The organism is Dankookia sp. GCM10030260, assembly GCF_042666655.1.
In the GTDB taxonomy this organism is placed as follows: domain Bacteria; phylum Pseudomonadota; class Alphaproteobacteria; order Acetobacterales; family Acetobacteraceae; genus Paracraurococcus.
The window spans coordinates 137,978-159,363 of the sequence record NZ_JBHTDE010000007.1 but is presented as its reverse complement, the minus strand read 5'-3'; the positions used below and the strand labels follow the sequence as shown (position 1 = coordinate 159,363).

The following is a 21,386-nucleotide window of genomic DNA, read 5'->3' as shown; positions in this document are numbered from 1 at the left end:
TCTCCATGGGGCGATGCAGCATATGACCGTCACCGCCTCGCTTTGGCGAGAGGGAGCGGCGCTCAGCGCAGGTCCAGCCGCACCCCCGCCGGCAGGGTCGGGGCAAAATTCGCCAGGTCCCGCCGCAATTCCGCCTCGGCGCCAGGCTCGGTCGCATAGAAGGTGACCGTGTCGCCCGCCGGGACGATGCGGCTGCCGGAAAGGCGCAGCTCGGCCACGCGGATCCAGGACTCAGGGACGCTCTCGAACCACCAGGGATAGATCATCGCCAGGCGGATGTCGTGGCGGCGGACCATCGCCTCCAGCCAGGCGCCGTCCTTGCGCTTCTGCCGCAGCGCCTCGTTCGAGGCGAGGCCGTAGAGGTCGAGCACGTGGAGCTCCGGATTGGCCCGGTAGCTGACCCAGCCGAGGTCGTTCACCGCGATGCCCTGCCGCCAATGATCGGCGACGAAACGATGCATCTGATATTGCTGGTCCTGGATGTTCTGCGCTGCCCGCGGCGATTGCAGCACCGCCGGCGCCTGCGCCACGGCCGCGGCCAGCAGCACCGCGGCGCCAGCCATGCGCCAGCCCCGCGAGGCATGGGCCAGCGCCACCACCAGCACCAGGACACCGAAGAACATGGCGTAGATCTCATACCGATAGAACCAGCCGAAGCGGCCCACCAGCGCATGGAGGCCGAGCGCCGCGACCAGCCCGGCCAGCGGCCAGCGCTGCACCGGCGGCGCCCGCAGCGCCAGCGCAGCCAGCAGGACCAGCAGCGCCAGATAGGGCCAACGCCGCGGATGCCGCAGCAATTCCAGCACCGCATTGGACACCAGGGCGAAGGCCGGGCCGAACACGCCCACGGCCCCGGCATAGACATCCGACTTGGCCAGCACCGAATTCGGCAGCGGCGGCAGCCCCTGGCCGACCAGCCAGGCACCGAAGCCCAGCGGCAGCACCAGCGCCGTCAGGAGCAGCCCGCCTGCCGCCGCCCAGCGTCGCTGCCCGGCCAGCGCGATCATCAGCGCCCCGACCAGGGCGAACATCTCGTAGCGCACCGCAGGGCCAAACGCGGCGGCGGCCAGGCACCAGAGCGGGAGAGGCCGGCCGCGCATCGCCTCCGCCACCCCCCAGGCGCAGGCCGTGGCGAGCAGGACCTGCAGGCTGTGCTCCATGCCGGTGAAGGGCAACCCGGCCAGGTTGCCAGCCAGCACCAGCAGCAGGATCAGCGCGATGCGGCCCCAACCGGCATTCCCCGCCCAGGGCAGCCGGTCCACCATCCTTCCGAGCAGCATCGCCGTCGCCGCGCCGCAGGCCAGCCCGATGCCAAGGGGCAGCCAGGCATGCCAAGCGGTCCCGACTCCAGGCAGCAACAAGAAGGGCCAGAGGATCGAGGAAGAAGGTGCCGTCACCTCGCCGAGGTTGATTCCGTAATGGCCGAGCGCGATCCGTTCGGCGAGTGCCAAGTGGATGTAGGGGTCGTCAAGTGTGTAACCGAGCCTACCATGCGGCAGGGCCAGCATGCCGAGGCCGATGCCGAGCACCAGCAGCACCCAGCAGCCGAGTGCGAGGACCGTGGCGGGGGTGGTGGTCAAGGCCAGCCCGCCCGAGGGCGCGGCCGCAGCGCGCGACATGGACATGGGCAGCATTCCTTTGGGGATCGGCCAAGTTAGGCGCGCCATGCTGCACCTGCGAAGGCCGCACGACCCGAACACTTCGTGAGACTAAGTTATGGGGATTGGACGGCAGGCCTATGCACGTAGCCGGAGAGGCCGACCCGTCCGGCATCCTGGCGAACCACAACGCGGTCATCCGCCACCCAACCGGCGTGCCTTCGGGTGTTCCGTGCGGCCGACGGATCGCACTGCCGGGGCTTGCCGGCTGCGCCAGCCTTGGCGATCGCCATGCGCCGGGGCTTTAATTCAACTTTAGATTGAATCAGCCGTGGGTGCTGGGCCGCAGCGAGATTTTGGGATGTCGCTTCAGGAATCCGTCAGTTCCGTACTTGGATCGAACGGTCTGTTGCGCCATGGGCGCCGGATTCGCCTGATTGTCGCAGTCCTCCGGGCGCTGCTCGGCCCGCCCGGGCTGATCGCCTGGCTGGACCGGGCTGGCTGGTGCCGCTGCCGCTGCTCTGCGCCGGCGTCATGGTCGCGTTCCGCCGTATCCAGAGGCTGCGGCGCCCCACCGGCCCTTACGCGACGAGCGTGGCGACACAGGACCCGACGCGGGCTGGAACATGCCGGACGCGGCCAAGCAGGTGGCCGAGGCCGGGCCCGAACACGCGTCGGAATTCCAGCCGGAGCATGTCTGCCGCCGCAGCTCGGCGCAGGAGGTCCACGGAGTCTCCGACCTGTACGGGCGCCTGCCCACCGGCGCGCGGCTGCGGCGCAACCACGACCCGCGCCTCGGCCCCCGACTGGACCCTGGCGGACACACATAGATTCCGGCCGCGCCAGCTTTCATTGGTCCGACCCCCGAGAAATGGACGGGGACCCCAGGGGACAGCTTCCCCCGGCCCTGCTTTCTTGCTTTCTGGGGCCAGGAGGAATCGCCGAATGGGTCCCGCCACCGCCATGAATCTCGGCCGTCTGCTCACCCAGACGGCGCGCCGCGTGCCCGATGCGACGGCGCTCGTCTGGGGCGAGCAGTGCTGGAGCTTCGCCGAACTCGACGCCCGGGTCGACCGGTTGTGCGCGGCGCTGCGGGCGCACGGCATCGGCCAGGGCGACCGCATCCTGACGCATTGCCGCAACGGCAATGCGATGTTCGAGATGATGTGGGCTGCCTTCAAGCTGGGCGCCGTCTGGGTGCCGACCAATTTCCGCCTGACGCCGGCCGAGGTCGGCTACCTCGCCGAAACCTCGCGCGCCCGCGCCCTGCTGCGCGACCGGGGATTTTCCGCCCATGCCGATGCCATCCGCGCCGCCGGGCACTGCACGCTGGTCCTGGCCGTCGGCGACGCGCAGGGCGAGGAACTGGACTACGAGGCGGCGCTGGCCGCGGCCGTGCCCCCGGCGCCGGACCACGAAGCGGAAGTCGCCTACGCCGACCCTCTCTGGTTCTTCTATACGTCCGGCACCACCGGGCGGCCCAAGGCGGCGGTGCTCACGCATGGCCAGATGGCCTTCGTCGTCACCAATCACTTGGCGGACCTGTTCCCGGGCGTGACCGAGCGCGATGCCTCGCTGGTGCTCGCGCCGCTGTCGCATGGCGCCGGCATCCACCAGCTGGGCCAGGTGGCGCGCGGGGCGCGGACCGTGCTGCTGCCGACCGAACGCTTCGACGTCGAGGAAGCCTGGCGGCTGGTCGAGGTGCACCGGGTGACCAACATGTTCACCGTGCCGACCATCCTGACCGCGCTGGTCGAGCACGATGCGGTCGACCGCTACGATCATTCCTCCCTGAAGCACGTGATCTATGCCGGGGCCCCGATGTACCGCGCCGACCAGAAGCGGGCGCTGCAGAAGCTGGGGCCCTGCCTGGTGCAGTATTTCGGCCTGGGCGAGGTCACCGGCAACATCAGCGTGCTGCGGCCCGACCAGCACAGCATCGAGGACGACGACAGCTTCCCGCTGGGCTCTTGCGGCAGCGCCCGCACGGGGATGGACATCGCCATCCTGGACGAGGCCGGCGCCCGCATGAGGCCCGGCGAGACCGGCGAGATCTGCGTCCGCGGCCCGGCGGTCTTCGCCGGCTACTTCGAGAATCCGGAGGCGAACGAGAAGGCCTTCCGGGGCGGCTGGTTCCACACCGGGGACCTCGGCCACCTGGATGCGCGGGGGTTCCTGTACATCACCGGCCGGGCCTCGGACATGTACATCTCGGGTGGCAGCAACGTGTACCCGCGGGAGGTGGAGGAGGCGATCCTCACCCATCCGGCGGTGCTGGAATGCGCCGTGGTCGGCCTGCCGCATCCGCGCTGGGGCGAAAGCGGCGTCGCTGCCGTGGTTGCCCGGGCCGGCCAAGCGGTGACCGAGGGCGAGGTGCTGGCGCATCTGAACGACCGCCTGTCGCGCTACAAGCAGCCGCTGCGCGTGGTCGTCTGGGACGCGCTGCCCAAATCGGGCTACGGCAAGATCCCCAAGCGGCTGGTCCAGGACCGGCTGCGGGAGGAAGGGATCGGCTTCTGATCCCGGCCATGGTGCGCCGCAGCATCGGGTGGTAAGCCCGCTTCATGCTTCCGCGCCCCTGGCTGCTGCCTGTCATCCTCGGCCTGATGTCCGCCTTCGGGCCGCTGGCGACCGACATGTACCTGCCGGCCTTCCCGGCCATCGCCGCCGGGCTGCCGGCCGACCCGGCCGCGGTGCAGGGCACGCTGGCCGCCTTCTTCGCCGGCATGGCGGCAGCACAGCTGTTCTATGGGCCGCTGGCCGACCGGTTGGGCCGCAAGCCGCCGCTGCTGCTGGGACTGGCGATCTTCACCCTGGCCTCGCTCGGCTGCGCCCTCACCCGCGACATCGGGACGCTGACCTGGCTGCGCTTCGGCCAGGGGCTCGGCGGCTGCGCCGGCATGGTCATGGCCCGGGCCATCGTCCGCGACCTGGCGGAGGGGCCGGCGGCGATCCGGCTGATGGCGCAACTCGGCCTGGTGCAGGGGCTGGCGCCGATCCTGGCACCCTCGATCGGCGGCGCGCTGCTGAGCTTCGGCAGCTGGCGGATGATCTTCTGGGTGCTGGCAGCCTATGCCGCCTTGCTGGCGGTGGTGGTGGTGGTGGCGCTGCCGGAAAGCCTGGCGCCGGAGCGCCGCCGGCAGGACGGACCGGCCGCCATCCTGCGCACCTATCTTCGCCTGTTGCGGGATCGCCATTTCCTCGGCCACACGCTGGCGGCGGTGCTGCCGCTGGCCGGGATGTTCGCCTATATCGGCAGCTCGCCCTTCGTCTACATGGAGCTGTTCGGCATCTCGCCGCAGCGCTACGGCCTGTTCTTCGGGGCCAACGCCCTGGGCATCATGGTCGCGGCGCAGACCGTCGCGCGCACCGCAAAGCGGATCGCACCGGGGGTGCTGCTGCGCGCCGCGTTGGCCTGGATGGCGGCATCGGGCCTGGTGCTGCTGGGCGTGGCGACGACCGGCATAGGCGGCTTTCCAGCGCTTGCGGCGCTGATCTTCGCCTTCGTGGCCGGGATCGGCGCGGTGATGCCACTGGCCACCACCCTGGCGATGGGACCGCAGGGGCGGCACGCCGGCAGCGCCTCCGCCCTGATCGGCACCCTGCAATTCGGCGGCGGCGCAGTGGCCGGGGCGCTGGTCGGGCTGCTGCACACCGGCACCGCGGTGCCGATGGCGGCAGTGATCGCCGCCTGCGGAGTCGGCGGGCTGGTCGCGCTGCGGGTCCTGGTCCGATGAGCCGGGCTGCGATCGTCGCGGGTGGGAACCACCTGCGACGTGAGCCGCGGGACCAAGCCTATGCCGGCAGGTGCTTGGCGATATAGGGCGGCAGGTTGAAAGAGCCGCAATGGATCTCCGGCGTCCAGTACCGCGTCGCGCCGAGGATGCCGGCAGCCGCGGCCCGCGCCCGGATCTCATCGACCGGCACCGCGCGCAGCGCCGCATCCTTCGCAGCCCAGCCCAGCGTCATGAAGCCGCCGACATAGGTCGGCACCGCCGCCACATAGGCCGAGACATCGGCGAAGGCCTTGCCGCGGCGGAGCGAGGTCTCACGCAACTCGTCGGCCTGCATGAAGGGCACGCCGCACTGGTTCACCACCAGGCCGCGCGGCGTCAGCAGGCGGGCGCAACCAGCGTAGAATTCGTCGGTGAACAAGACCTCGCCGACGCCGATCGGGTCGGTGCTGTCGACGATCACGACGTCGAAGGACGCATCCGGCGCCTGCTTCACGTAGTCGATGCCGTCGCCGACGATGACCTCGGCGCGCGGGTCGCCCCAGGCATCGCCGGCGATCATCGGCAGGTGCTGCTTGGCCAGGCGGATCACCTCGCCGTCGATCTCGACCATCACGGCATGCTCGACGCCCTTGTGCTGCAGCACCCGCCGCAGCACGCCGCCGTCGCCGGCGCCGATGATCAGGACGCGCTTCGCGTCGCCATGCGCCAGCAGCGGCACATGGGTCAGCATCTCCTGGTAGACGAACTCGTCCGCCTCGGTGATCTGCACCACGCCGTCGAGCAGCATGACACGGCCGTGCGTCACGCTCTCGAAGACCATGATGTCCTGGAAGGCGCTGCGCACCCGCGCCAGCTCGCGCTGCACCAGGAAGCGCTGGCCCCAGGCGCTGTAGAGCGTCTCGTTCACCCAAGAATCGGTCACGGCAACCGCACCCTCAAACAGGAAAGGGCGGGACCTTGCGGTCCCGCCCCAGGAACCCGCACGCTCGGATCGATGTCAGGCGACCAGGCCGCGCTTATGCTCGGCAAGCTGGACGCGGCCGGGCTGGAAGCCCCGCTTCAGCACCGGGATGGCGAGATAGGGATTGCAGTCGCCACAGACGAAGATGTCGAGCGCCGCATAGTCCCGCTCCGGCCAGGTGTGGATGGAGACATGGCTTTCCGCCAGCACCAGCACGCCGGAGACGCCGCTGTTCGGGCCGAAATGGTGGAAGTGGCCGTGCAGGATGGTCGCACCGGTCGCCACCGCCGCTTCGCGCAGCACGTCGTCGATATGCTCGGGATCCGCCAGGTTGGTGGCGTCCCACAAGTCGATGATCAGGTGCGTGCCGGCGAATTTGACGCCATCACGACTGACAAAGTAATCCTTGGCCTCGCTCGCCGAGGTTGCAGAGTTCTGGGCTTCGCTCGGGAGCTGCTCCGAGACCATCCCCAGTTGGATAAGAGCGTCCATCGCGGGCTCCTGTTCCCACCAGTAGATGACCGGGGTGATCGGGGATCGATCAGGTCAATGGGCGCCGCATATGGAGCAAGGGCGGATGCGACGCAAGCCATTTTCTGCGCAGCACCGCCGAAAATATTGCCGCCAGCCCCCCGGGGGGACGCGGGACTCAGCGCGTGAGCGGCGCTCCTGCCCGCAATGCCTCCAGCCTTGCAGGCAGGCTGCGGAAAAGTTGCAGCTCGCGCTGCAGTCGCGGCAGATCGGCGAGGCCGCGCAGCGGATCCCCGCTGAACAGCGCGAAGGCCTCCGCCAGCGGCCCCTCGCCCATCCGCGACGCGTGTTGCACACGCAGTGCCCCGAGCGTCGCTTCGTCACCGGCGAGCGCCAGCAGCGTTGCCTGGCGCAGCAGCAGCCGACGCTGCGTATCGTCGAGCGCTGCCGGCGCCGCCGGCAATGCCACCGCGAGATGCTGCCCGAGCGCCGCCGCCGCGCCGGCCCAGTCGGCCTGCTCGACCAGCAGATCCGACAAGGTCTCCCCGCCGGCAGCGCCAAGGTCGCGCAGCATCGCGATCGCTTCCGGCTGGTGGCCGCGCCGGGCCTCGGCGCGTGCCGCGACCAGGGTACGGCGCAGCACCTGCTCCGCCGGCTGCTCCGCCACAGCGCTGTCTCCGAGCGCCGCGAGCGCACTCACCGCATCGCCCTCCTCGAGCCGCAGCGTGGCGAGGCGCAGGCCGAGCGCGCCGCGGGTGGCGCCGCCCGCCTGCTCCATTGCCTGCCGGAGCAACGCGGCCGCACGATCGCCGAGATCCAGGCTCACGAGCCGCTCGACCAGCATCTGCACCGCCGCCTCGCCGCGCGCATCCGGCGGCAGCAGCGCGGGATAGGCGTCGAACAGCGCGACCGCGGCGAGTGGCGGTGCCTCCGCCACAGCGGCGAGGAAACTGTCGCGCAATGCCGGCTGCAGCGCCGCTGCCTGATCGGGCGCCATCGCCGCCGTCTCGCGCAGCAGGGCCAGCGCGCCGCGGCCATCGCCGGCATCCCGGCGCAACGCGGCCAGGCGCAGCCGCGTCTCGATCTCGGCCGCGTCGCCGCGCCAAGCGAACAACGCCGACTCCAGCGCCTTGGCGGCCTGGGTGGCATCGATGCGGCCGGTGGCCAGGCGCAATTCCACCGCCCGGCGGATCGCCCGGGCCCGTGCCTGACGGTCGCGGCCGGCGGCAACCCGGTCGTAGCCGGCCAGCGCCGCCTCGGCCTCGCCAGACGCCTCGGCCATGATGGCGCGCGGCAGGACCAGTTCCTCCGCCTCCGCCCCGGCGGCGGCCAACAGGCGGTCGAGTGCCGCCGCCTCCCCCGCCTCGGCCAGCGCCAGCGCCGCCGGCGGCAGCAAGCGCGCCCGCAATCCCTCCGGATAGGCCAGCAGCAGCGGCAGGGCCGCGGCGAAGCCCGGCGCTGCCAGCCGCGCTTCGCCCTCCGCCGCAGCCAGTGCGGCGCGCCAGAGCACCGCCTCGTCGCTCTCGGCCCAGGCCGGCGCGCGCAGCGCCTCGGCCTCCCCCAGCCGGCCGGCCAGCAGGGCGGCGGCGGCGGCCAGGGCGGCATAGCGTGGATCAGCCCCGGCGCGCGGGTCTTCGGCGAAGCCGAGCCGCAGCATCGCCTGCGCCTCCTGCGGCAGGCCGAGCGCCAGCAAGGTCTCCCCCGCCGCCCGGCGCTGCGGCATCCGGCCGAGCGGCGGCGCGCCGGCGATCCCGGCCTGCAGCCCTTGCAACCGGGCCAGCAGTTCGGCCGTCGGCTGCCCGGGCAGGTCGAAGCTGCGGGTCATGCCCGACGCGGCGGGCGGCTGCGCGACCCCGGCATCCAGGGCCAGCCGGGTGCCGCCCGAGGCGGTCAGCATGAAACGGCCATTGCCCGGCTGCAGGGCGATGCCGTCCGACCGGGCCAGCACCGCGGCGCCCAGCAGGGTCGGCGGCAGGTCGAGTTCCGGCATGCGGCGACCGACCGGCATCGCCTCCTGGCCCGCCTGCAGGGTGCCGAGCAGCAGGGGCAGCCCGGTCTCGGGGTCGGTGACCGGCACCACGCGCCCTGGCGCGGCCACCCCCAGCAGCAGCCGCGGCGGCGGGCCGACCTCGGCCTCGATCCGCAGAGCGCTGCCGGAGGGCCCGGCTTCGGCGGCAGTGCGGACGGCTTCCAGCACCCAGCCGGCGGCCTCGCGCCGGGCGCGCAACCGGGCGGGAGGCGCCAGCGGCAGGCGGTAGAGCGTCGTCCCCGGCAGGGCCTCGGCCCGCAGGCCGCCAAAGACAGGATCGCCGCGCAGCGGGCCGAGATCGGGCGCGGCGGCGCTGTCGAAGGCGACAAGGATGTCCTCTCCGCGTCGCAGCACCGCCGCACCGGTCCCGGCGGGGAATGGCAACAGCAGGGCGGGCGGTCGATTCGGCACGACCAGCAGCCGGGCCGGCGGCGCGGTGGAAGGCAACAGCGCGGCCGGTGGTACCGCAACGGGGATCGGGGCGGCGCGCGGCGGGTCGGCCACCGCCTGCGGTGCGGCTGCGGCCGGCGCGGCCAGGGGTGGTGCCGCCGCCACGATCTGCGGTGCGACGGGCCGGGCCTTCGCCACTTCGGGCTTCGGGCGCGGCTCCGATGCGGATGCCGGAACGGCAGGCGGGTCGCGCAGGTCGACCACCACCCGGCCACCCAGCCGGTAGTGCCGCGCCCGGGTCCCCGGCCGCAGCGTCAGCCGGAGCCCCTCGGCCTCCGCCACCGCGCCGAGCAGGTTGCGCGGCAGCTTCCGCGGCAGTTGCAGCGTGCTGCCCGCCGGAAAGCGCAGCAGCGCGCGGTCGCCCTGCTGGTCCAGCGCATAGACGGGTGGAGCAGGCCAGTCGAAGACCAGCCGCCCAAACCCGGGATGGTCGCCGGCGCGCACCGCCACCTGCTCCGCCACGGCCAGGCCGGGCAGGAGCGCAAGCAGCAGGGCCAGCGCCAGGCGCATCAGTCGAAGCTCGCCAGCAGCCGGTCGACTTCCGCCTGGGACGCGGCCGCGGTCGGCAATTGCGGACCATTGGCCAGCCGCTCGCCCTCGGTCCGCCCCTCATCCGCCGGCGCGGCCGCGGGCGCCGCCCCCTGGTCCGCCGGCCGGACGAAGGAGGCGGTGACCGCGGCGACACGGGTCTCGATCGCCTTCAGCGCCGAAACCACCTTGCCGATGCGCTGGCCGGTGATGTCCTGGAAGCTGCAGGCCTCGTAGATCCGGGTGACGGCAGACGCGACCGTCTCCGCCGCCTCGCCGGACAACGTCGCCTGCAGCGCCTCCAGCTTCTCGCAGCTGTCGAGGATCTCGTTGGTCGCCTCGGCGGTATGCTCGACCACCGCGTCCAGCTCATCCGTCGCCGCCGGGATATGGCTGTGGTTGATGTCGTCGACGCGCAGGGCGGCGATCTCCGACTTGGCGCGCTTCACCTCGCGGCCCAGCGCCTCGAGCTCGGAGAGCAGCGTCGCCTCGGTCACCGTCATGGCACCCGAGAGGGTCCCGAGCACGGCGCGGACCGCCTCCTCGATGCGGTCCTGGCCGGGCCCGGCCTGCGGGGAGTTGCCGTCAGGCATGGGTCATCACCTTCTCGATCTTCTCGCGCAGCGTCTCGGCGTTGAACGGCTTGACGATGTAGTTCGAGACCCCGGCCTGCTTGGCGGCGACCACGTTCTCGGTCTTGCTCTCGGCGGTGATCATGATGAAGGGCGTGTCCTTCAGCCGCGCATCGGCACGGACCTCCTTCAGCAGGTCGAGCCCGGTCATCGGCTGCATGTTCCAGTCGGAGATCACCAGGCCGAAGCTCCCGGCCCGCAGCTTGGCCAGCGCCTCCTGCCCGTCGGTGGCTTCCTCGACGTTGTCGAAATCGAGCTGCTTGAGCAGGTTGCGGATGATGCGCAGCATGGTCTTGTAGTCGTCGACGATCAGGACGTTGGTGGATTTGTGCATGGCCGGGTCTTGCCTTCACGTGCCGGGTTGCGGGGGTTGATGTCAGTCGACCGGGCGGGCGCGATGCCGTGCCAGCTCGGCGGTGATGCTGCGGGCGCGATCGGGCTTCATCGCGCCCAGCACGGGGGCCGCCTTGCGCTCTCCCATGCGGTCGAGGATCTGCAGGAGCACGGGCGGATCCAGATCGTCGAAGATCACCGCCGCATCGCGCGGCCGCATGCCTTCATAGAGCTTGACCATCTGCCGCCAGCCCGCCTCCTCGCGCTCGCCGAGCGTCCGGTCGAAGGATTGCAGCCGCTGCTGCAGCGCGCCCAATTCATCGATACGCTGGGCGAGCCGCTTCTCGGCTGCGGCCAGCATCATCTCACGCGCCGCCATCGCCTGCTCGCGCGCCTCGAGCTCGCCTCGCCGGGCCCGCAAGCCTTCCAGCACCGCGCGCTCCGCGGCCTGCTCGGGTGAGGGCGGCTCAGGCGGCACCGGCTGCAGCGGCCGGGCGGGCGCCACTGCCGGCGCGGCGGCGCGCGCCGCGGCCGAGGGCTCGCTGCTCGCCCGCGCCGGCGCGACCAGGCCGAGCGCCGGCAGCGGACCGGATGGCTGCGTCACCAAGGCCTGCAGCTTCGCCGCCAGCAGCAGGGCCATCGCGGCAAGCGCCGCAGGGAGGAGCCGCGGCCGCATCAGCGCCCCATCCGGAGCGCGCGCAGCAGCGCCTGCTCCGCCTGGCTCCGGCCCGCCGCCGGCACGTCCTCCGTCGCTGGCTCATGCGCCAGCGGCCGGGCATTGCGCACCGCCACCTCCAGCCGATCGGCGATGGTCTCGGCGCGCTCCACGAGATAGCGCAGGTCGTCGCGCAGCGGCTCAGCCGCCGCCAGCTTCTCGGCAAGTTGCCGCCCGCCGCCTTCCGCCGCGGCCCGCAACCGGATCGAGGCCGCCTCGGCAAGCCGCGTCGCCTCGGTCAGGTTGCCGGCGCTGCCGTCCAGCACCGCGCGGTCGCGCCGCACCGCGGCCAAGGTACGTTCCAGTCGCAGCACCAGCGGCAAGGCCGCCACCAGCAACAGGATGACGAGGCACTGCAGGGCCCATTCGATCCAGCCCATCGGCTCAGGTCCCCTCGGGCTGCTTGCGCAGCTCCCGGGCGATGCGCACGGCAAGGCGATTCTCCCGCCGGCCCAATTCGGCCTCGAACAGCGGGACCTCGCCGCAGCGGAGCATCACCGGCGCGCCGGGCGCGACGTTGAGCGTGATGCGGTCGCCGCGCTGCAGCGACATGACCGAGGCCAGCGGCATGGCCTGCTCGTCCAGCACCACGTCGAGCGCGAGCTCGGTGTGCCGCAGCTCCTCAGCCAGATGAGTTTCCCAGATGCTGTCGCGGCCGAATTTCTCGCCCATGAATTGCTGCAGCAGCAGCTCGCGCACCGGCTCGAGCGTCGCATGGGGGAGCAGCAGCTCGACCTTGCCGCCGCGGTCCTCCATGTCGACGCGCAGCCGGGACAGGATGCAGGCGTTGGACAGGCGGGAGACGGCGGCGAAGCGGGGGTTCACCTCCAGCCGCTCGAAGCGGAAATTCGCCGGCGACAGCGGGCTGAAGGCATCCGAGAGGTCCTGCAGCACCACGGTGATCAGGCGCTCGACCAATGTACGTTCGATCGTGGTGTAGGGCCGGCCCTCGATCCGCATGGCGGCGGTGCCGCGGCGGCCGCCGAGCAGCACGTCCACCACCGAATAGATCAGCGCGGAATCGACCACCAGCAGGCCGTAGTTGTCCCACTCATCCACCTTGAATACCGCCAGCATGGCGGGCAACGGCACGCTGTTCAGGTAGTCGCCGAAGCGCAGCGAGACGATGCTGTCGATCGAGACCTCGACGTTGTCGGAGGTGAAGTTACGCAGCGAGGTGGAAAGGATGCGCACCAGCCGGTCGAAGACGATCTCCAGCATCGGCAGGCGTTCGTAGGAGACCAGGCCGGCGCTGACGATGCGCTCGATTCCCGACTGGCTCTCCTGCTTGGCGTCGCCACCACCGAAGCCGAGCAGGCTGTCGATCTCGGCCTGGTTCAGCACGCGCGCGGCATCGGGTGCCGCCGCGGCGTCCGCCCCGTCCTCCTGTTCCAGCGCCTCGCCCCAGGCGGCGGCGAGATCGTCGTCGCTCCCAGTGCTCATTGCAGCAGGATCTCGGTGAACAGGACGTCGGTGATGCGGGCCGGCGCGGCGGCCAGGCTGGCGCGGGCGATCAGTTCCTCCCGCAGCCGCTGGGTCCCGGCGCTGCCGCGCAGTTCCTCCGGCCGCATCTCCCGCAGATAGGTGGCATAGAGGTCCATCAGCCGCGGCATGGCGGCCTGGACCGCTGCCACATCCTCGGGCTTCGACAACTCCAGCTTGCTGCGCAGCCGGATATAGGCGGCGCGCCGGCTGGTGGTGTTCATGTTGGCGACGATCTCCGGCATGTCGAAGAAGACCGGAACGTGCGGAGCAGCCGGCGCACTGTCCACGGCGGCGTGGCTTTCCACCCCCTGCCCCAGCATCTTCGGCAAGATGCCACTGAACCAGAGCCCGGCGCCGATGGCGGCCAGCACGACCGGCACGGCAAGCAGCAGCAGCTTGCGCTTGCCGCCCTTCGCCGCCCCGCCTTCCGCCCCCACCGACTTCGACGACATCGATTGCCCCGATCCCTTGGCAGCGCATCCTGCCCAGACCGGGCTTAAGGAAGCCTTGCGGCGGCAGGCCTGGCCGGGCCGGGTCGGCATTTCCTGCCGCGGCCGGCAGTCCCGGCCGGGCGATGGCCGCTCCGGGGCTGGCACGGCGGTTGCGGTGGGGCGGCGTGACCAGGCGCCAGGACGGCGCCGCCTGCATGGGGACCCCGCATGGACACGCCCGGCTATGTCATCCTCTCGCGCCTCGGCGCGCAACAGCGCGCGACCCAGGTGCTGGCGAACAACCTGGCCAATGCCGACACGCCCGGCTTCCAGGCGCATCGCCCGGTCTTCGCCCGCTTCCTGCAGCCCCCGGCAGCCGCCGCGCGCGGCCAGGACATCGCCTACAGCATCGACCGCGCTACCTGGCGGGAGACCAAGCCCGGCCCGCTGACCACCACCGGCAACCCGCTGGACGTGGCGCTGCGGGGCGATGGCTTCTTCGCGGTGCAGAATGCGGCGGGCGAGGAGCGCTTCACCCGCGCCGGCCGCTTCACCCTCTCGCCGGATGGCCGGGTGGTGGATGCCGAGGGTCATGCGGTGCTCGACACCCGCGGCGCCCCCATGACGGTCGGCCCCGGCGATGCCCGCATCGAGATCCAGGGCGACGGCACCATCCGGTCAGAGAGCGGTGTGCTCGGCCAGTTGCGCGTGGTGCGCTTCGAGGCACCGCAGAAGCTGCAGGCGGAGGGCGACCGGCTCTACGCCACCGACGAGACGCCGCTGCCGATGGACCGCCCCGGCGTGGTGCAGGGCGCGGTCGAAGGCAGCAATGTCAGCCCCGTCCTGGAGATGGTCCGCATGACCGAGGAGGTCCGCGAATTCCAGAACGCGGTGAACTTCGCCGACCGCGAGGGCGAACGCCTGCAGGGCGCGGTCGAGCGCATCCTGCGCAAGCGCGGCTGAGACGGAGGCGACGAGTAATGCGCTCCCTGCAGATCGCCGGTACCGGCATGCTGGCCCAGCAGACCAATGTCGAGGTCATCTCGAACAACATCGCCAACATGAGCACCACCGGCTACAAGCGCCGGCGGGCCGAGTTCGAGGACCTGCTCTACCAGAACATGCGCCGCGTCGGCTCGCAGAGCTCGGAGAGCGGCAGCCTGCTGCCGGCCGGTGCGCAGGTCGGGCTCGGCGTCAAGACCTCCGCCATCTACCGGATCGGCGAGCAGGGCAGCCTGCAGCAGACCGAGAACCGCTTCGACCTGGCGGTGAAGGGCAACGGGCTGTTCCAGGTGCAGCTGCCCTCGGGCGAGATCGCCTATACCCGCGACGGTACCTTCGGGCTGTCGGCCGAGGGACAGATCGTGACGGGCGAGGGCTTCCTGGTGTTGCCCGGCATCACCATCCCGGCGGCGGCACGCGACGTCACCATCAACGCGGCAGGCGAGGTGCTGGCGAAGATCGACGGCCAGGTGGCACCGCAGAATGTCGGGCAGATCCAGACCGCGATCTTCGCCAACGAAGGCGGGCTGGAGGCGATGGGCGACAACATGCTGCTGGCCACCCCGGCCTCCGGCCAGGCGCAGCTCGCGGCGCCAGGGCAGCCGGGCCATGGCCAGGTGCTGCAGGGCTTCGTCGAGGCCTCGAACGTCAACGTGGTGCAGGAGATCACCAACCTGATCACCGCGCAGCGCGCCTATGAGATGAACAGCAAGGTCATCACCGCGAGCGACGAGATGCTCTCGACGCTGTCGCGGATGCGGTGAGGCGGGCGATGCGCGCATTGGCCCTGCTGCTGCTGGTCGCCCTGCCCGCCGCGGCGCAGGAGTTCGCCGGGCCGCGGCCGCTGGCGGTGGTGGAGGACGCAACTTTGCGCCTCGGCGACATCTTCGAAGGTGCCGGGCCGCGCGCGGCGCAGGCGATCGGCGCATCGCCGGCGCCGGGCCGCCGGCTGGTGATCGAGGCGGCGCAGCTTGCCGCCCTGGCACGGGCGCATGGCCTGGCCTGGCGGCCGCTCTCGGCGCAGGAGCGGGTGGTGGTGGAACGGCCAGGCCAGGCCCTGCCGCGGGAAGAGATCGCGGCGGCGCTGCGGGCGGAGCTGCTGCGGCTTGGCCTCGACCAGGATGCGGAACTGCAGCTCGGCCCGCTTGCCCCGCCGATGGTGCCGCCCGGCACGGCGCCGCGGCTGGCGGCGGAGGGCATGACGCTCGACCTGTCCGGGCGCTTTGGCGGCACGTTGGTGGTGATGGCGGAGGGCATGCCGGTGTTGCGGCTGCGTGTCGCCGGGCGGGCGGTGGCGACCCTGCCGGTGGTGGTGGCGACGCGGCGGCTTTCGCTCGGCGAGGTCGTCGGCCCCGGCGATGCGCGGCTGGTGCGGCTGCGTGCCGAACAAGTGCGGCCGGGCACGGCGGAACGGCTGGACCATGTGGTGGGCCAGCAGGTGCAGCGCCCCCTGGGCCAGGAGACGCCGTTCCACCGCGGCGACCTCGCCTCCCCCACGCTGGTCGGCAAGAACGTGCTGGTGACCATGGTGGTGGAGGCGCCGGGGATCTCGCTCACCGCCCAGGGCCGCGCGCTGGAGGCGGCACCGCGCGGCGGGCTGGTGCCGGTGATGAACCTGGCCAGCCGGACGGTGGTGGAGGGCGAGGTGACCGGCCCCGGCCGGGTGCGGGTGGCGATGGGCGCCACCCCGTTGCGGCGGGGAGCGGAGTGATGCGCGCGCTGGCATTGGGGCTGGTCCTGCTGCTTGGCGGCTGCGGCCAGCTCGAACGGCTGTCCCGGGTCGGCCGGGCGCCGGAGCTCTCGGCGGTGGCGGACCCGACGGCCGAGCCGAGCTACCGCCCGGTGGCTATGCCGATGCCCGCTGCGCTCGACCCGCCGACGCCGGCGAACAGCCTTTGGCGGCCGGGCAGCCGGACCTTCCTGCGCGACCAGCGGGCGGCGCAGGTCGGCGACCTGATCACCGTGCTGGTCAGCATCGACGACCAGGCGCAGTTGCAGAACCGCACCCAGCGGGCGCGGACCGGCGCCGACGCGATGGGGATGCCGCAGATGTTCGGCATGCAGACTCGCTGGCTGCCCAAGGCGGCCAGCCCGGACACGCTGGTCAGCGCCTCCGGCAGCCAGACCACGGACGGCAACGGCACCGCCCGGCGGTCGGAGACGGTGACGCTTCGGCTGGCGGCCACCGTCACCCAGGTGCTGCCGAACGGCAATCTGGTAGTGAACGGCAAGCAGGAGGTGAAGGTCAGCGCCGAGATGCGGGAGCTGTCGGTGCAGGGGGTGATCCGGCCGCAGGACATCGCCAGCGACAACACCATCCGCCACGACCGGCTGGCGGAGGCCCGCATCGCCTATGGCGGGCGCGGCACCCTGTCCGATATCCAGCAGCCGCGGCTGGGCTCGCAATTGCTGGACATCATCCTGCCGTTCTAGGGCGGATCGCCGACGGACGTGAGCGCCCGGCGGCGTGCATCCGTTCTACAGACGAAGGGCTACGGCGGAGCAGCGTTCATTCATGAATGCGATTCGCTGTCGCCGGCCGCGGCCTTCACGTGGCGCGCGACCTCCTCATGCGTGGCGAACCAGACATCGCCCTTCGCCTTCATGTGCCCAATCAGGCGATCCAGCAGGGCGATGCGGCTGCGGTGGCCGATGACGTGGGGGTGCATGGTCAGCAGGAACATCCCGCCCTCGGCATGGGCCCCGTCAAATTCGGCGCGGAAGATTTCCTCCACCGCCGAGGGCGCGGTGTAGGGCCGCAGCGCACTGAAGCGGACGAAGTTGAAATAAGGCGCGTCGTCGCGGATCCACTCCGGCGGCAGCTCGACGATCCCGGTCGGCTCGCCATGGTCCAGCAATTCGTAGGGGTCGTCGTCGGCCATCAGGCTGCTGTCGTATAGCAGGCCAAGTTCGCGGATGATCGCCATGGTGTCGATCGAGAAGTCCCAACTCGCGGTGCGGATGCCGACCGGGCGGCGGCCGGAGAGCTTTTCCAGCACGTCGGCCGCGCGGAAGGTCAGGTCGCGCTCGACCCCGGGCGGCAGGGCGGTATTGGCCTCATGGATCCAGGAATGGATGCCGATCTCGTGGCCCTCATCGGCCACGGCGCGGATCTCCTCCGGGTGCAGCAGGGCGGCGACGGCGGGGTAGTAGAAGCTGGCGCGCAGCCCGTGCCTCGCCAGCAGGGCGCGGATGCGTGGCACGCCCCGGCGGTTGCCGTACTGGCCCTGGCTGATGCGCATCGGGCTGGAATCCGCATCGCGCAGCGGGATGGTCTCATGGTCCGCGTCGAAGGACAGGGTGACGCAGCAGCGTGCCCCGCCGGGCCAGGATTTCGGCGCCAGGCTGCGGCCGGCGCGGGCATTGCCGACGATGCGGCGCCATTCCGCTTCCGGCCATTCCCAGGGCTTCGCCGATTCGTTGCTCATGCCTGCGCTCCCATCCCGCCGCATCCTGGCATGCCGATTGCTGCCCCGCATGAGGTCATCCCACTTGGGTCATCGCAGCAGGGGTCGTGCCATGGATATCGGCGTCTTCATTCCGATCAACAACAACGGCTGGATCATCTCCGCCACCTCCCCCCAGTACATGCCGAGCTTCGAGCTGAACAAGCAGGTGGTGCAGAAGGCCGAGGGCTACGGCTTCGACTTCGCGCTGTCGATGATCAAGCTGCACGGCTTCGGCGGGAAGACCGAATTCTGGGACCACGGGCTGGAAAGCTTCACCCTGATGGCGGGCCTGGCCGCGGTCACCAGCAAGATCAAGCTTTATGCATCGACCGCCGTGCTGACCATTCCGCCGGCGATCGTCGCCCGCATGGCGGTGACGGTCGACAGCATCTCGGGCGGCCGGTTCGGGGTGAACATCGTCTCCGGCTGGCACAAGGTGGAATACAGCCAGATGGGGCTCTGGCCCGGTGACGCGCATTTCAGCAAGCGCTACGACTACAGCACGGAATACGTGCGGATCATGAAGGACCTCTGGGAGACCGGGACCTCGGACCTGAAGGGCGAGTTCTTCCAGATGGACCAGTGCAAGCTGTCGCCGCCGCCGCAGGTGCCGATGAAGCTGGTCGCCGCCGGGCAATCCGACCGCGGCATGGAATTCGCCGCCACTTATTGCGACTTCAACTTCGCGCTCGGCGAAGGCGTCAACGAGCCGACCAAATGCGCCGAGGTGCCGCGGCGGATGATGGAACACGCGGCGAGGACCGGCCGCGATGTCGGATCCTACATCCTCTACACCGTCATCGCCGAGGAGAGCGACGAGGCGGCGTTGGCCAAGTGGGACCTCTACAACCGCGGCGCGGATCGGGAAGCGCTGGCGCATCTGCTGGGCCATGCCGCGGCCGACACCACGGCGCATGACACCTCGATGGCGGCGGCGATCAAGCGGGCACCGTCGCCCATCAACTTCAACATGGGCACGCTGGTCGGGTCCTACGCCAATGTCGCGCGCATGCTGGACGAGGCGGCGTCGATGCCGGGGACCAAGGGTCTGATGCTGGTCTTCGACGATTTCATCGCGGGGCTCGACAAATTCGGCCAGCACGTCCAGCCGCTGATGCAGTGCCGCAGCCACCTGAAGCTCGCGGCCTGAGGCCAAGGGGGCGGGCGGCACCGCCCCGTCCTCATTCCCTGGCGAAGGCGAAGGCGGCGAGCGACTCCGGGTCGAGGATCGCCAGCCGGTTGTAGCCGAGCCTCACCCAGCCCGCCGTTTCGAATTCGGCCAAGGTTCGGTTGACCATGTTGCGCGACACGTTCGCCATGCAGCCGAGTTGCTCCTGGGTCAGGCGGACCTCGCCGGTCGGCCGCAACTCCGCCCCCTCCATCGCGCCGGTCACCCGCAGCAGCACCGCGCCCACCCGGCGGTCCACCCGCTGGATCAGCAGGTCGGACACATTGGCGATGGCAACCCCCATCGCGATCTGCCCCAGCATCCCGATGCTGCGCGCCGCCTCGGGGTCCGACTGCACGAGCCGCCGCCCCGGCTCGAACGGTATATGCAAGGTGATCGAGGGTTCCATCGCCACGGCGGTGAGGATGCGTCGCCGTCCGCCAAGGATCGGCCCTTCGCCGCACCACCAGCCCGGATGCAGGATGTGCGATAGGCTGGGGCCCCGGAACGGCGTGCTGAGATAGATGCCGAAGGAGCCGGCAGCGATGCCATGCATGCCCCCCGGCGGGTCCCCGGCGCGGAAGGCGTAGTCCCCCTTGGCGAAGTGGACCAGCTTGGCACCGTCGAGCAGGGCGCGCCGGATGCGGAGCGACTGCCCGGCGAGCCAACCTTTGGCGGCAAGGATGGCTTCGGCCTCGGCCAGCGTCATGGCATCTCCCGGTCGCCGCGCATGCCTTGGCGACCGGCCGGAATGTAACGCAATGCCGGTCGTCACGGGATGGGCAAAGACGTGGCGGCCCGGCAGCCGCAACTAGGCGGCCAGGGCCTCGGCCTGCACCGCGGCGGTGCGCAGCAGCGGCAGCACCTCCTGCCCGAAGCGCGTCAGGGACCGCTCGACCGCAACGCCGGGCAGGCCGGTGAAACCCATGTACAGGCTGTAATGAGTTGGCCGCAGCAGGCGCATGTCCCCGGCCAGTTGTTCGGCGATCTTGGCCGGGGCGCCGATCAGCCCGTGTTCCAGCAGCCACTCCACCGTCGGCTCCCCCGCGAAGGGGACGGGGCGCAGATGCACGCCGTCCCGCGCCGGCACCGCGGCGCGGAGCGCCAGGGTGTTGCGGGCCAGCGCTAGCAGCCCCCCGGCCGCCTGCCGCGCCTCGGCCGCGTCCTCGGTCACGAACAGGTAGCGCTGGATGCCCAGCGGCATCGGCTCCACCCCGCCGGCGCCGCGCCAGGCATCGAGCAGCCCTTGCCGCATGGGCAACGCCTGCGCGCCGGTCCGGTAGCCCTGGCTGATCATCGGCGTGGCGCCGGCCTTCACGCCGCGGGCCAGGATGGACGGTGTCCCGGTGGCCACGAACATCGGCGGCATGCCGCCCGACAGGGTACGGGCGGCGACCGGGGTGTCCTCGATCCGGTAGTGCTCGCCGAGATGGTGGACGCGGCCGGTGGTCAGCGCCTGCTCGACGATGTCCCAGCCCTCCAGCAGGCGGGCGTAGCGGCTTTCCAGCGGCACCTGCAGGCTGCGGAATTCATGCGGTTGGTGGCCCGGGCCGAAGCCGAGCAGCACCCGGCCGCCGCTGATCTGGTCCAGCATCGCCACTTCCTGCGCCACCCGCAGCGGATGGTGCAGCGGCAGCACGACCACGGCGGGGCCGAGCAGGATGCGCGTCGTCACCGCGGCGCAATGCATCGCCATCATCAGCGGCGAGGCGCAGACCGAGGCATTGGAGAAATGGTGCTCGGCGAACCAGGTGGCGTCGAAGCCGAGTTCCTCCGCCAGGCGGACCTGGCGGACGGTATTGGCCAGCACCTGGGCGGGGGTTTCGCCTGGGTGATTCATCGACATCAGGTTGAAATAGGCGAATTGCATCTCGGGCCCGGCCTGCTGCGCTGCGGCAAAGGCTGGCATCGCGGATGGCAGGGCGCAAGCGCCCCGCCGCCGCGGCTCAGCGCCCGAGCACCGCCCGGTCGTTCTTCGCGAGCAGCGTGCGGACATGCGGCTCCAGCGTGGCCTGGGAGACGCCCCAGGTCTCGGCGAACTGCATGACGGGCTTCTGCTCCGCCGGCTCGGCCTCGCCGTCGCTCCTGGCGTTGTCGATCCTGTCGAGGACGATGCACAGTCTCTGGCCGGGCCGCAGCCGGGCATTGCTGTCCGTCAGGAATTGCCGCGGCGGGGTGGCGCGGACATGGCGAGCGCGCTGTCGAGCTGCTCGCGCGTCGCGTCGCGGCCGAGCACGGAAACGAGGTGGCCGATCTCGTCCTCGTCCATCCCGCCGTCCGCGCCCATGCAACAGATCAGCGAAACGACGAGGGAGGTCCGAGGGTTGCGGTCGCGCGAGGCGGACTGCGACTTAAGCATCCCGAACATGGTTGGGGCGTGTTGGCCGGCCAAACCGG

General features: G+C 71.1%; 21 protein-coding genes. 7 read left to right on the top strand and 14 right to left on the bottom strand.

Annotated elements, in window-relative coordinates; all coding sequences use genetic code 11:
- Nucleotides 1-62: 62 nt before the first annotated feature.
- The gene (locus tag ACFQS7_RS21135; RefSeq protein ID WP_380069116.1) at nucleotides 63-1,625 is read right to left on the bottom strand and encodes a hypothetical protein; all 1,563 of its coding nucleotides are present in this window, start codon (nucleotides 1,623-1,625) and stop codon (nucleotides 63-65) included.
- A gap of 918 nt (nucleotides 1,626-2,543) precedes the next feature.
- Between ACFQS7_RS21135 and ACFQS7_RS21130 the strand changes: the two genes are divergently transcribed.
- Both ACFQS7_RS21130 and ACFQS7_RS21125 read left to right on the top strand, forming a co-directional pair.
- The gene (locus tag ACFQS7_RS21130; RefSeq protein ID WP_380069115.1) at nucleotides 2,544-4,118 is read left to right on the top strand and encodes an acyl-CoA synthetase; all 1,575 of its coding nucleotides are present in this window, start codon (nucleotides 2,544-2,546) and stop codon (nucleotides 4,116-4,118) included.
- Nucleotides 4,119-4,162: 44 nt separating this feature from the next.
- A complete protein-coding gene (locus tag ACFQS7_RS21125) occupies nucleotides 4,163-5,335 on the top strand; it encodes a Bcr/CflA family multidrug efflux MFS transporter (protein ID WP_380069114.1) in 1,173 nt (390 codons plus the stop codon).
- Nucleotides 5,336-5,393: 58 nt separating this feature from the next.
- Here ACFQS7_RS21125 and speE read toward each other — a convergent pair whose 3' ends face one another.
- From speE to ACFQS7_RS21080, 9 genes are all read right to left on the bottom strand, one after another.
- A complete protein-coding gene (gene speE, locus ACFQS7_RS21120) occupies nucleotides 5,394-6,257 on the bottom strand; it encodes a polyamine aminopropyltransferase (RefSeq protein WP_380069113.1) in 864 nt (287 codons plus the stop codon).
- A gap of 75 nt (nucleotides 6,258-6,332) precedes the next feature.
- Nucleotides 6,333-6,788, bottom strand: a complete 456-nt coding sequence (speD, locus tag ACFQS7_RS21115; protein ID WP_380069112.1) for an adenosylmethionine decarboxylase — start codon at nucleotides 6,786-6,788, stop codon at nucleotides 6,333-6,335.
- Between the two features lie 157 nt (nucleotides 6,789-6,945).
- The gene (locus tag ACFQS7_RS21110; protein WP_380069111.1) at nucleotides 6,946-9,756 is read right to left on the bottom strand and encodes a hypothetical protein; all 2,811 of its coding nucleotides are present in this window, start codon (nucleotides 9,754-9,756) and stop codon (nucleotides 6,946-6,948) included.
- Nucleotides 9,756-10,367 carry a protein phosphatase CheZ gene (locus ACFQS7_RS21105; protein WP_380069110.1) on the bottom strand — a complete coding sequence of 204 codons (612 nt, stop codon included), beginning with the start codon at nucleotides 10,365-10,367 and terminating at the stop codon, nucleotides 9,756-9,758. Before ACFQS7_RS21105 ends, ACFQS7_RS21110 begins: the two co-directional genes overlap by 1 nt.
- Nucleotides 10,360-10,740 (bottom strand): chemotaxis response regulator CheY, encoded by a 381-nt coding sequence (locus ACFQS7_RS21100; RefSeq protein WP_380069109.1) that lies wholly within the window; start codon nucleotides 10,738-10,740, stop codon nucleotides 10,360-10,362. The genes ACFQS7_RS21105 and ACFQS7_RS21100 overlap by 8 nt, the downstream gene beginning before the upstream one ends.
- 42 nt (nucleotides 10,741-10,782) lie before the next feature.
- Nucleotides 10,783-11,415 carry a MotE family protein gene (locus ACFQS7_RS21095; RefSeq protein WP_380069108.1) on the bottom strand — a complete coding sequence of 211 codons (633 nt, stop codon included), beginning with the start codon at nucleotides 11,413-11,415 and terminating at the stop codon, nucleotides 10,783-10,785.
- A complete protein-coding gene (locus tag ACFQS7_RS21090) occupies nucleotides 11,415-11,834 on the bottom strand; it encodes a DUF6468 domain-containing protein (RefSeq protein ID WP_380069107.1) in 420 nt (139 codons plus the stop codon). Before ACFQS7_RS21090 ends, ACFQS7_RS21095 begins: the two co-directional genes overlap by 1 nt.
- A gap of 4 nt (nucleotides 11,835-11,838) precedes the next feature.
- The gene (fliM, locus tag ACFQS7_RS21085; protein ID WP_380069106.1) at nucleotides 11,839-12,897 is read right to left on the bottom strand and encodes a flagellar motor switch protein FliM; all 1,059 of its coding nucleotides are present in this window, start codon (nucleotides 12,895-12,897) and stop codon (nucleotides 11,839-11,841) included.
- Entirely contained in the window at nucleotides 12,894-13,391 is a 498-nt protein-coding gene (locus tag ACFQS7_RS21080) for a flagellar basal body-associated FliL family protein (protein ID WP_380069105.1), read from the bottom strand. The genes fliM and ACFQS7_RS21080 overlap by 4 nt, the downstream gene beginning before the upstream one ends.
- Before the next feature lie 207 nt (nucleotides 13,392-13,598).
- On the opposite strand from ACFQS7_RS21080, the gene flgF reads away from it, so the two are divergent.
- Genes flgF through flgH form a run of 4 tightly spaced genes read left to right on the top strand, consistent with a single transcriptional unit; the run spans nucleotide 13,599 to nucleotide 16,805 of the window.
- A complete protein-coding gene (gene flgF / locus ACFQS7_RS21075; RefSeq protein ID WP_380069104.1) occupies nucleotides 13,599-14,333 on the top strand; it encodes a flagellar basal-body rod protein FlgF in 735 nt (244 codons plus the stop codon).
- Between the two features lie 17 nt (nucleotides 14,334-14,350).
- Nucleotides 14,351-15,136, top strand: a complete 786-nt coding sequence (gene flgG, locus ACFQS7_RS21070; protein ID WP_380069103.1) for a flagellar basal-body rod protein FlgG — start codon at nucleotides 14,351-14,353, stop codon at nucleotides 15,134-15,136.
- A gap of 8 nt (nucleotides 15,137-15,144) precedes the next feature.
- Nucleotides 15,145-16,083: a flagellar basal body P-ring formation chaperone FlgA gene (flgA, locus tag ACFQS7_RS21065; RefSeq protein ID WP_380069102.1), complete on the top strand. Its 939-nt coding sequence runs from the start codon at nucleotides 15,145-15,147 to the stop codon at nucleotides 16,081-16,083.
- A complete protein-coding gene (gene flgH / locus ACFQS7_RS21060; protein WP_380069101.1) occupies nucleotides 16,083-16,805 on the top strand; it encodes a flagellar basal body L-ring protein FlgH in 723 nt (240 codons plus the stop codon). Before flgA ends, flgH begins: the two co-directional genes overlap by 1 nt.
- An 80-nt stretch (nucleotides 16,806-16,885) precedes the next feature.
- Here flgH and ACFQS7_RS21055 read toward each other — a convergent pair whose 3' ends face one another.
- On the bottom strand, nucleotides 16,886-17,800 hold the full coding sequence (locus ACFQS7_RS21055) for a polysaccharide deacetylase (RefSeq protein WP_380069100.1): 915 nt from the start codon (nucleotides 17,798-17,800) through the stop codon (nucleotides 16,886-16,888).
- A 91-nt stretch (nucleotides 17,801-17,891) separates the two neighbouring features.
- Here ACFQS7_RS21055 and rutA point away from each other — a divergent pair, with 91 nt between their 5' ends.
- Nucleotides 17,892-18,971 carry a pyrimidine utilization protein A gene (gene rutA, locus ACFQS7_RS21050; protein ID WP_380069099.1) on the top strand — a complete coding sequence of 360 codons (1,080 nt, stop codon included), beginning with the start codon at nucleotides 17,892-17,894 and terminating at the stop codon, nucleotides 18,969-18,971.
- A gap of 31 nt (nucleotides 18,972-19,002) precedes the next feature.
- On the opposite strand, the gene ACFQS7_RS21045 is transcribed toward rutA, so the two are convergent.
- The 3 genes from ACFQS7_RS21045 to ACFQS7_RS21035 form a co-directional block, all read right to left on the bottom strand.
- Nucleotides 19,003-19,698 carry a Crp/Fnr family transcriptional regulator gene (locus ACFQS7_RS21045; protein ID WP_380069098.1) on the bottom strand — a complete coding sequence of 232 codons (696 nt, stop codon included), beginning with the start codon at nucleotides 19,696-19,698 and terminating at the stop codon, nucleotides 19,003-19,005.
- Nucleotides 19,699-19,800: 102 nt separating this feature from the next.
- Entirely contained in the window at nucleotides 19,801-20,898 is a 1,098-nt protein-coding gene (locus ACFQS7_RS21040) for an LLM class flavin-dependent oxidoreductase (protein ID WP_380069097.1), read from the bottom strand.
- A 246-nt stretch (nucleotides 20,899-21,144) separates the two neighbouring features.
- On the bottom strand, nucleotides 21,145-21,357 hold the full coding sequence (locus tag ACFQS7_RS21035) for a hypothetical protein (RefSeq protein ID WP_380069096.1): 213 nt from the start codon (nucleotides 21,355-21,357) through the stop codon (nucleotides 21,145-21,147).
- Nucleotides 21,358-21,386: the final 29 nt, after the last annotated feature.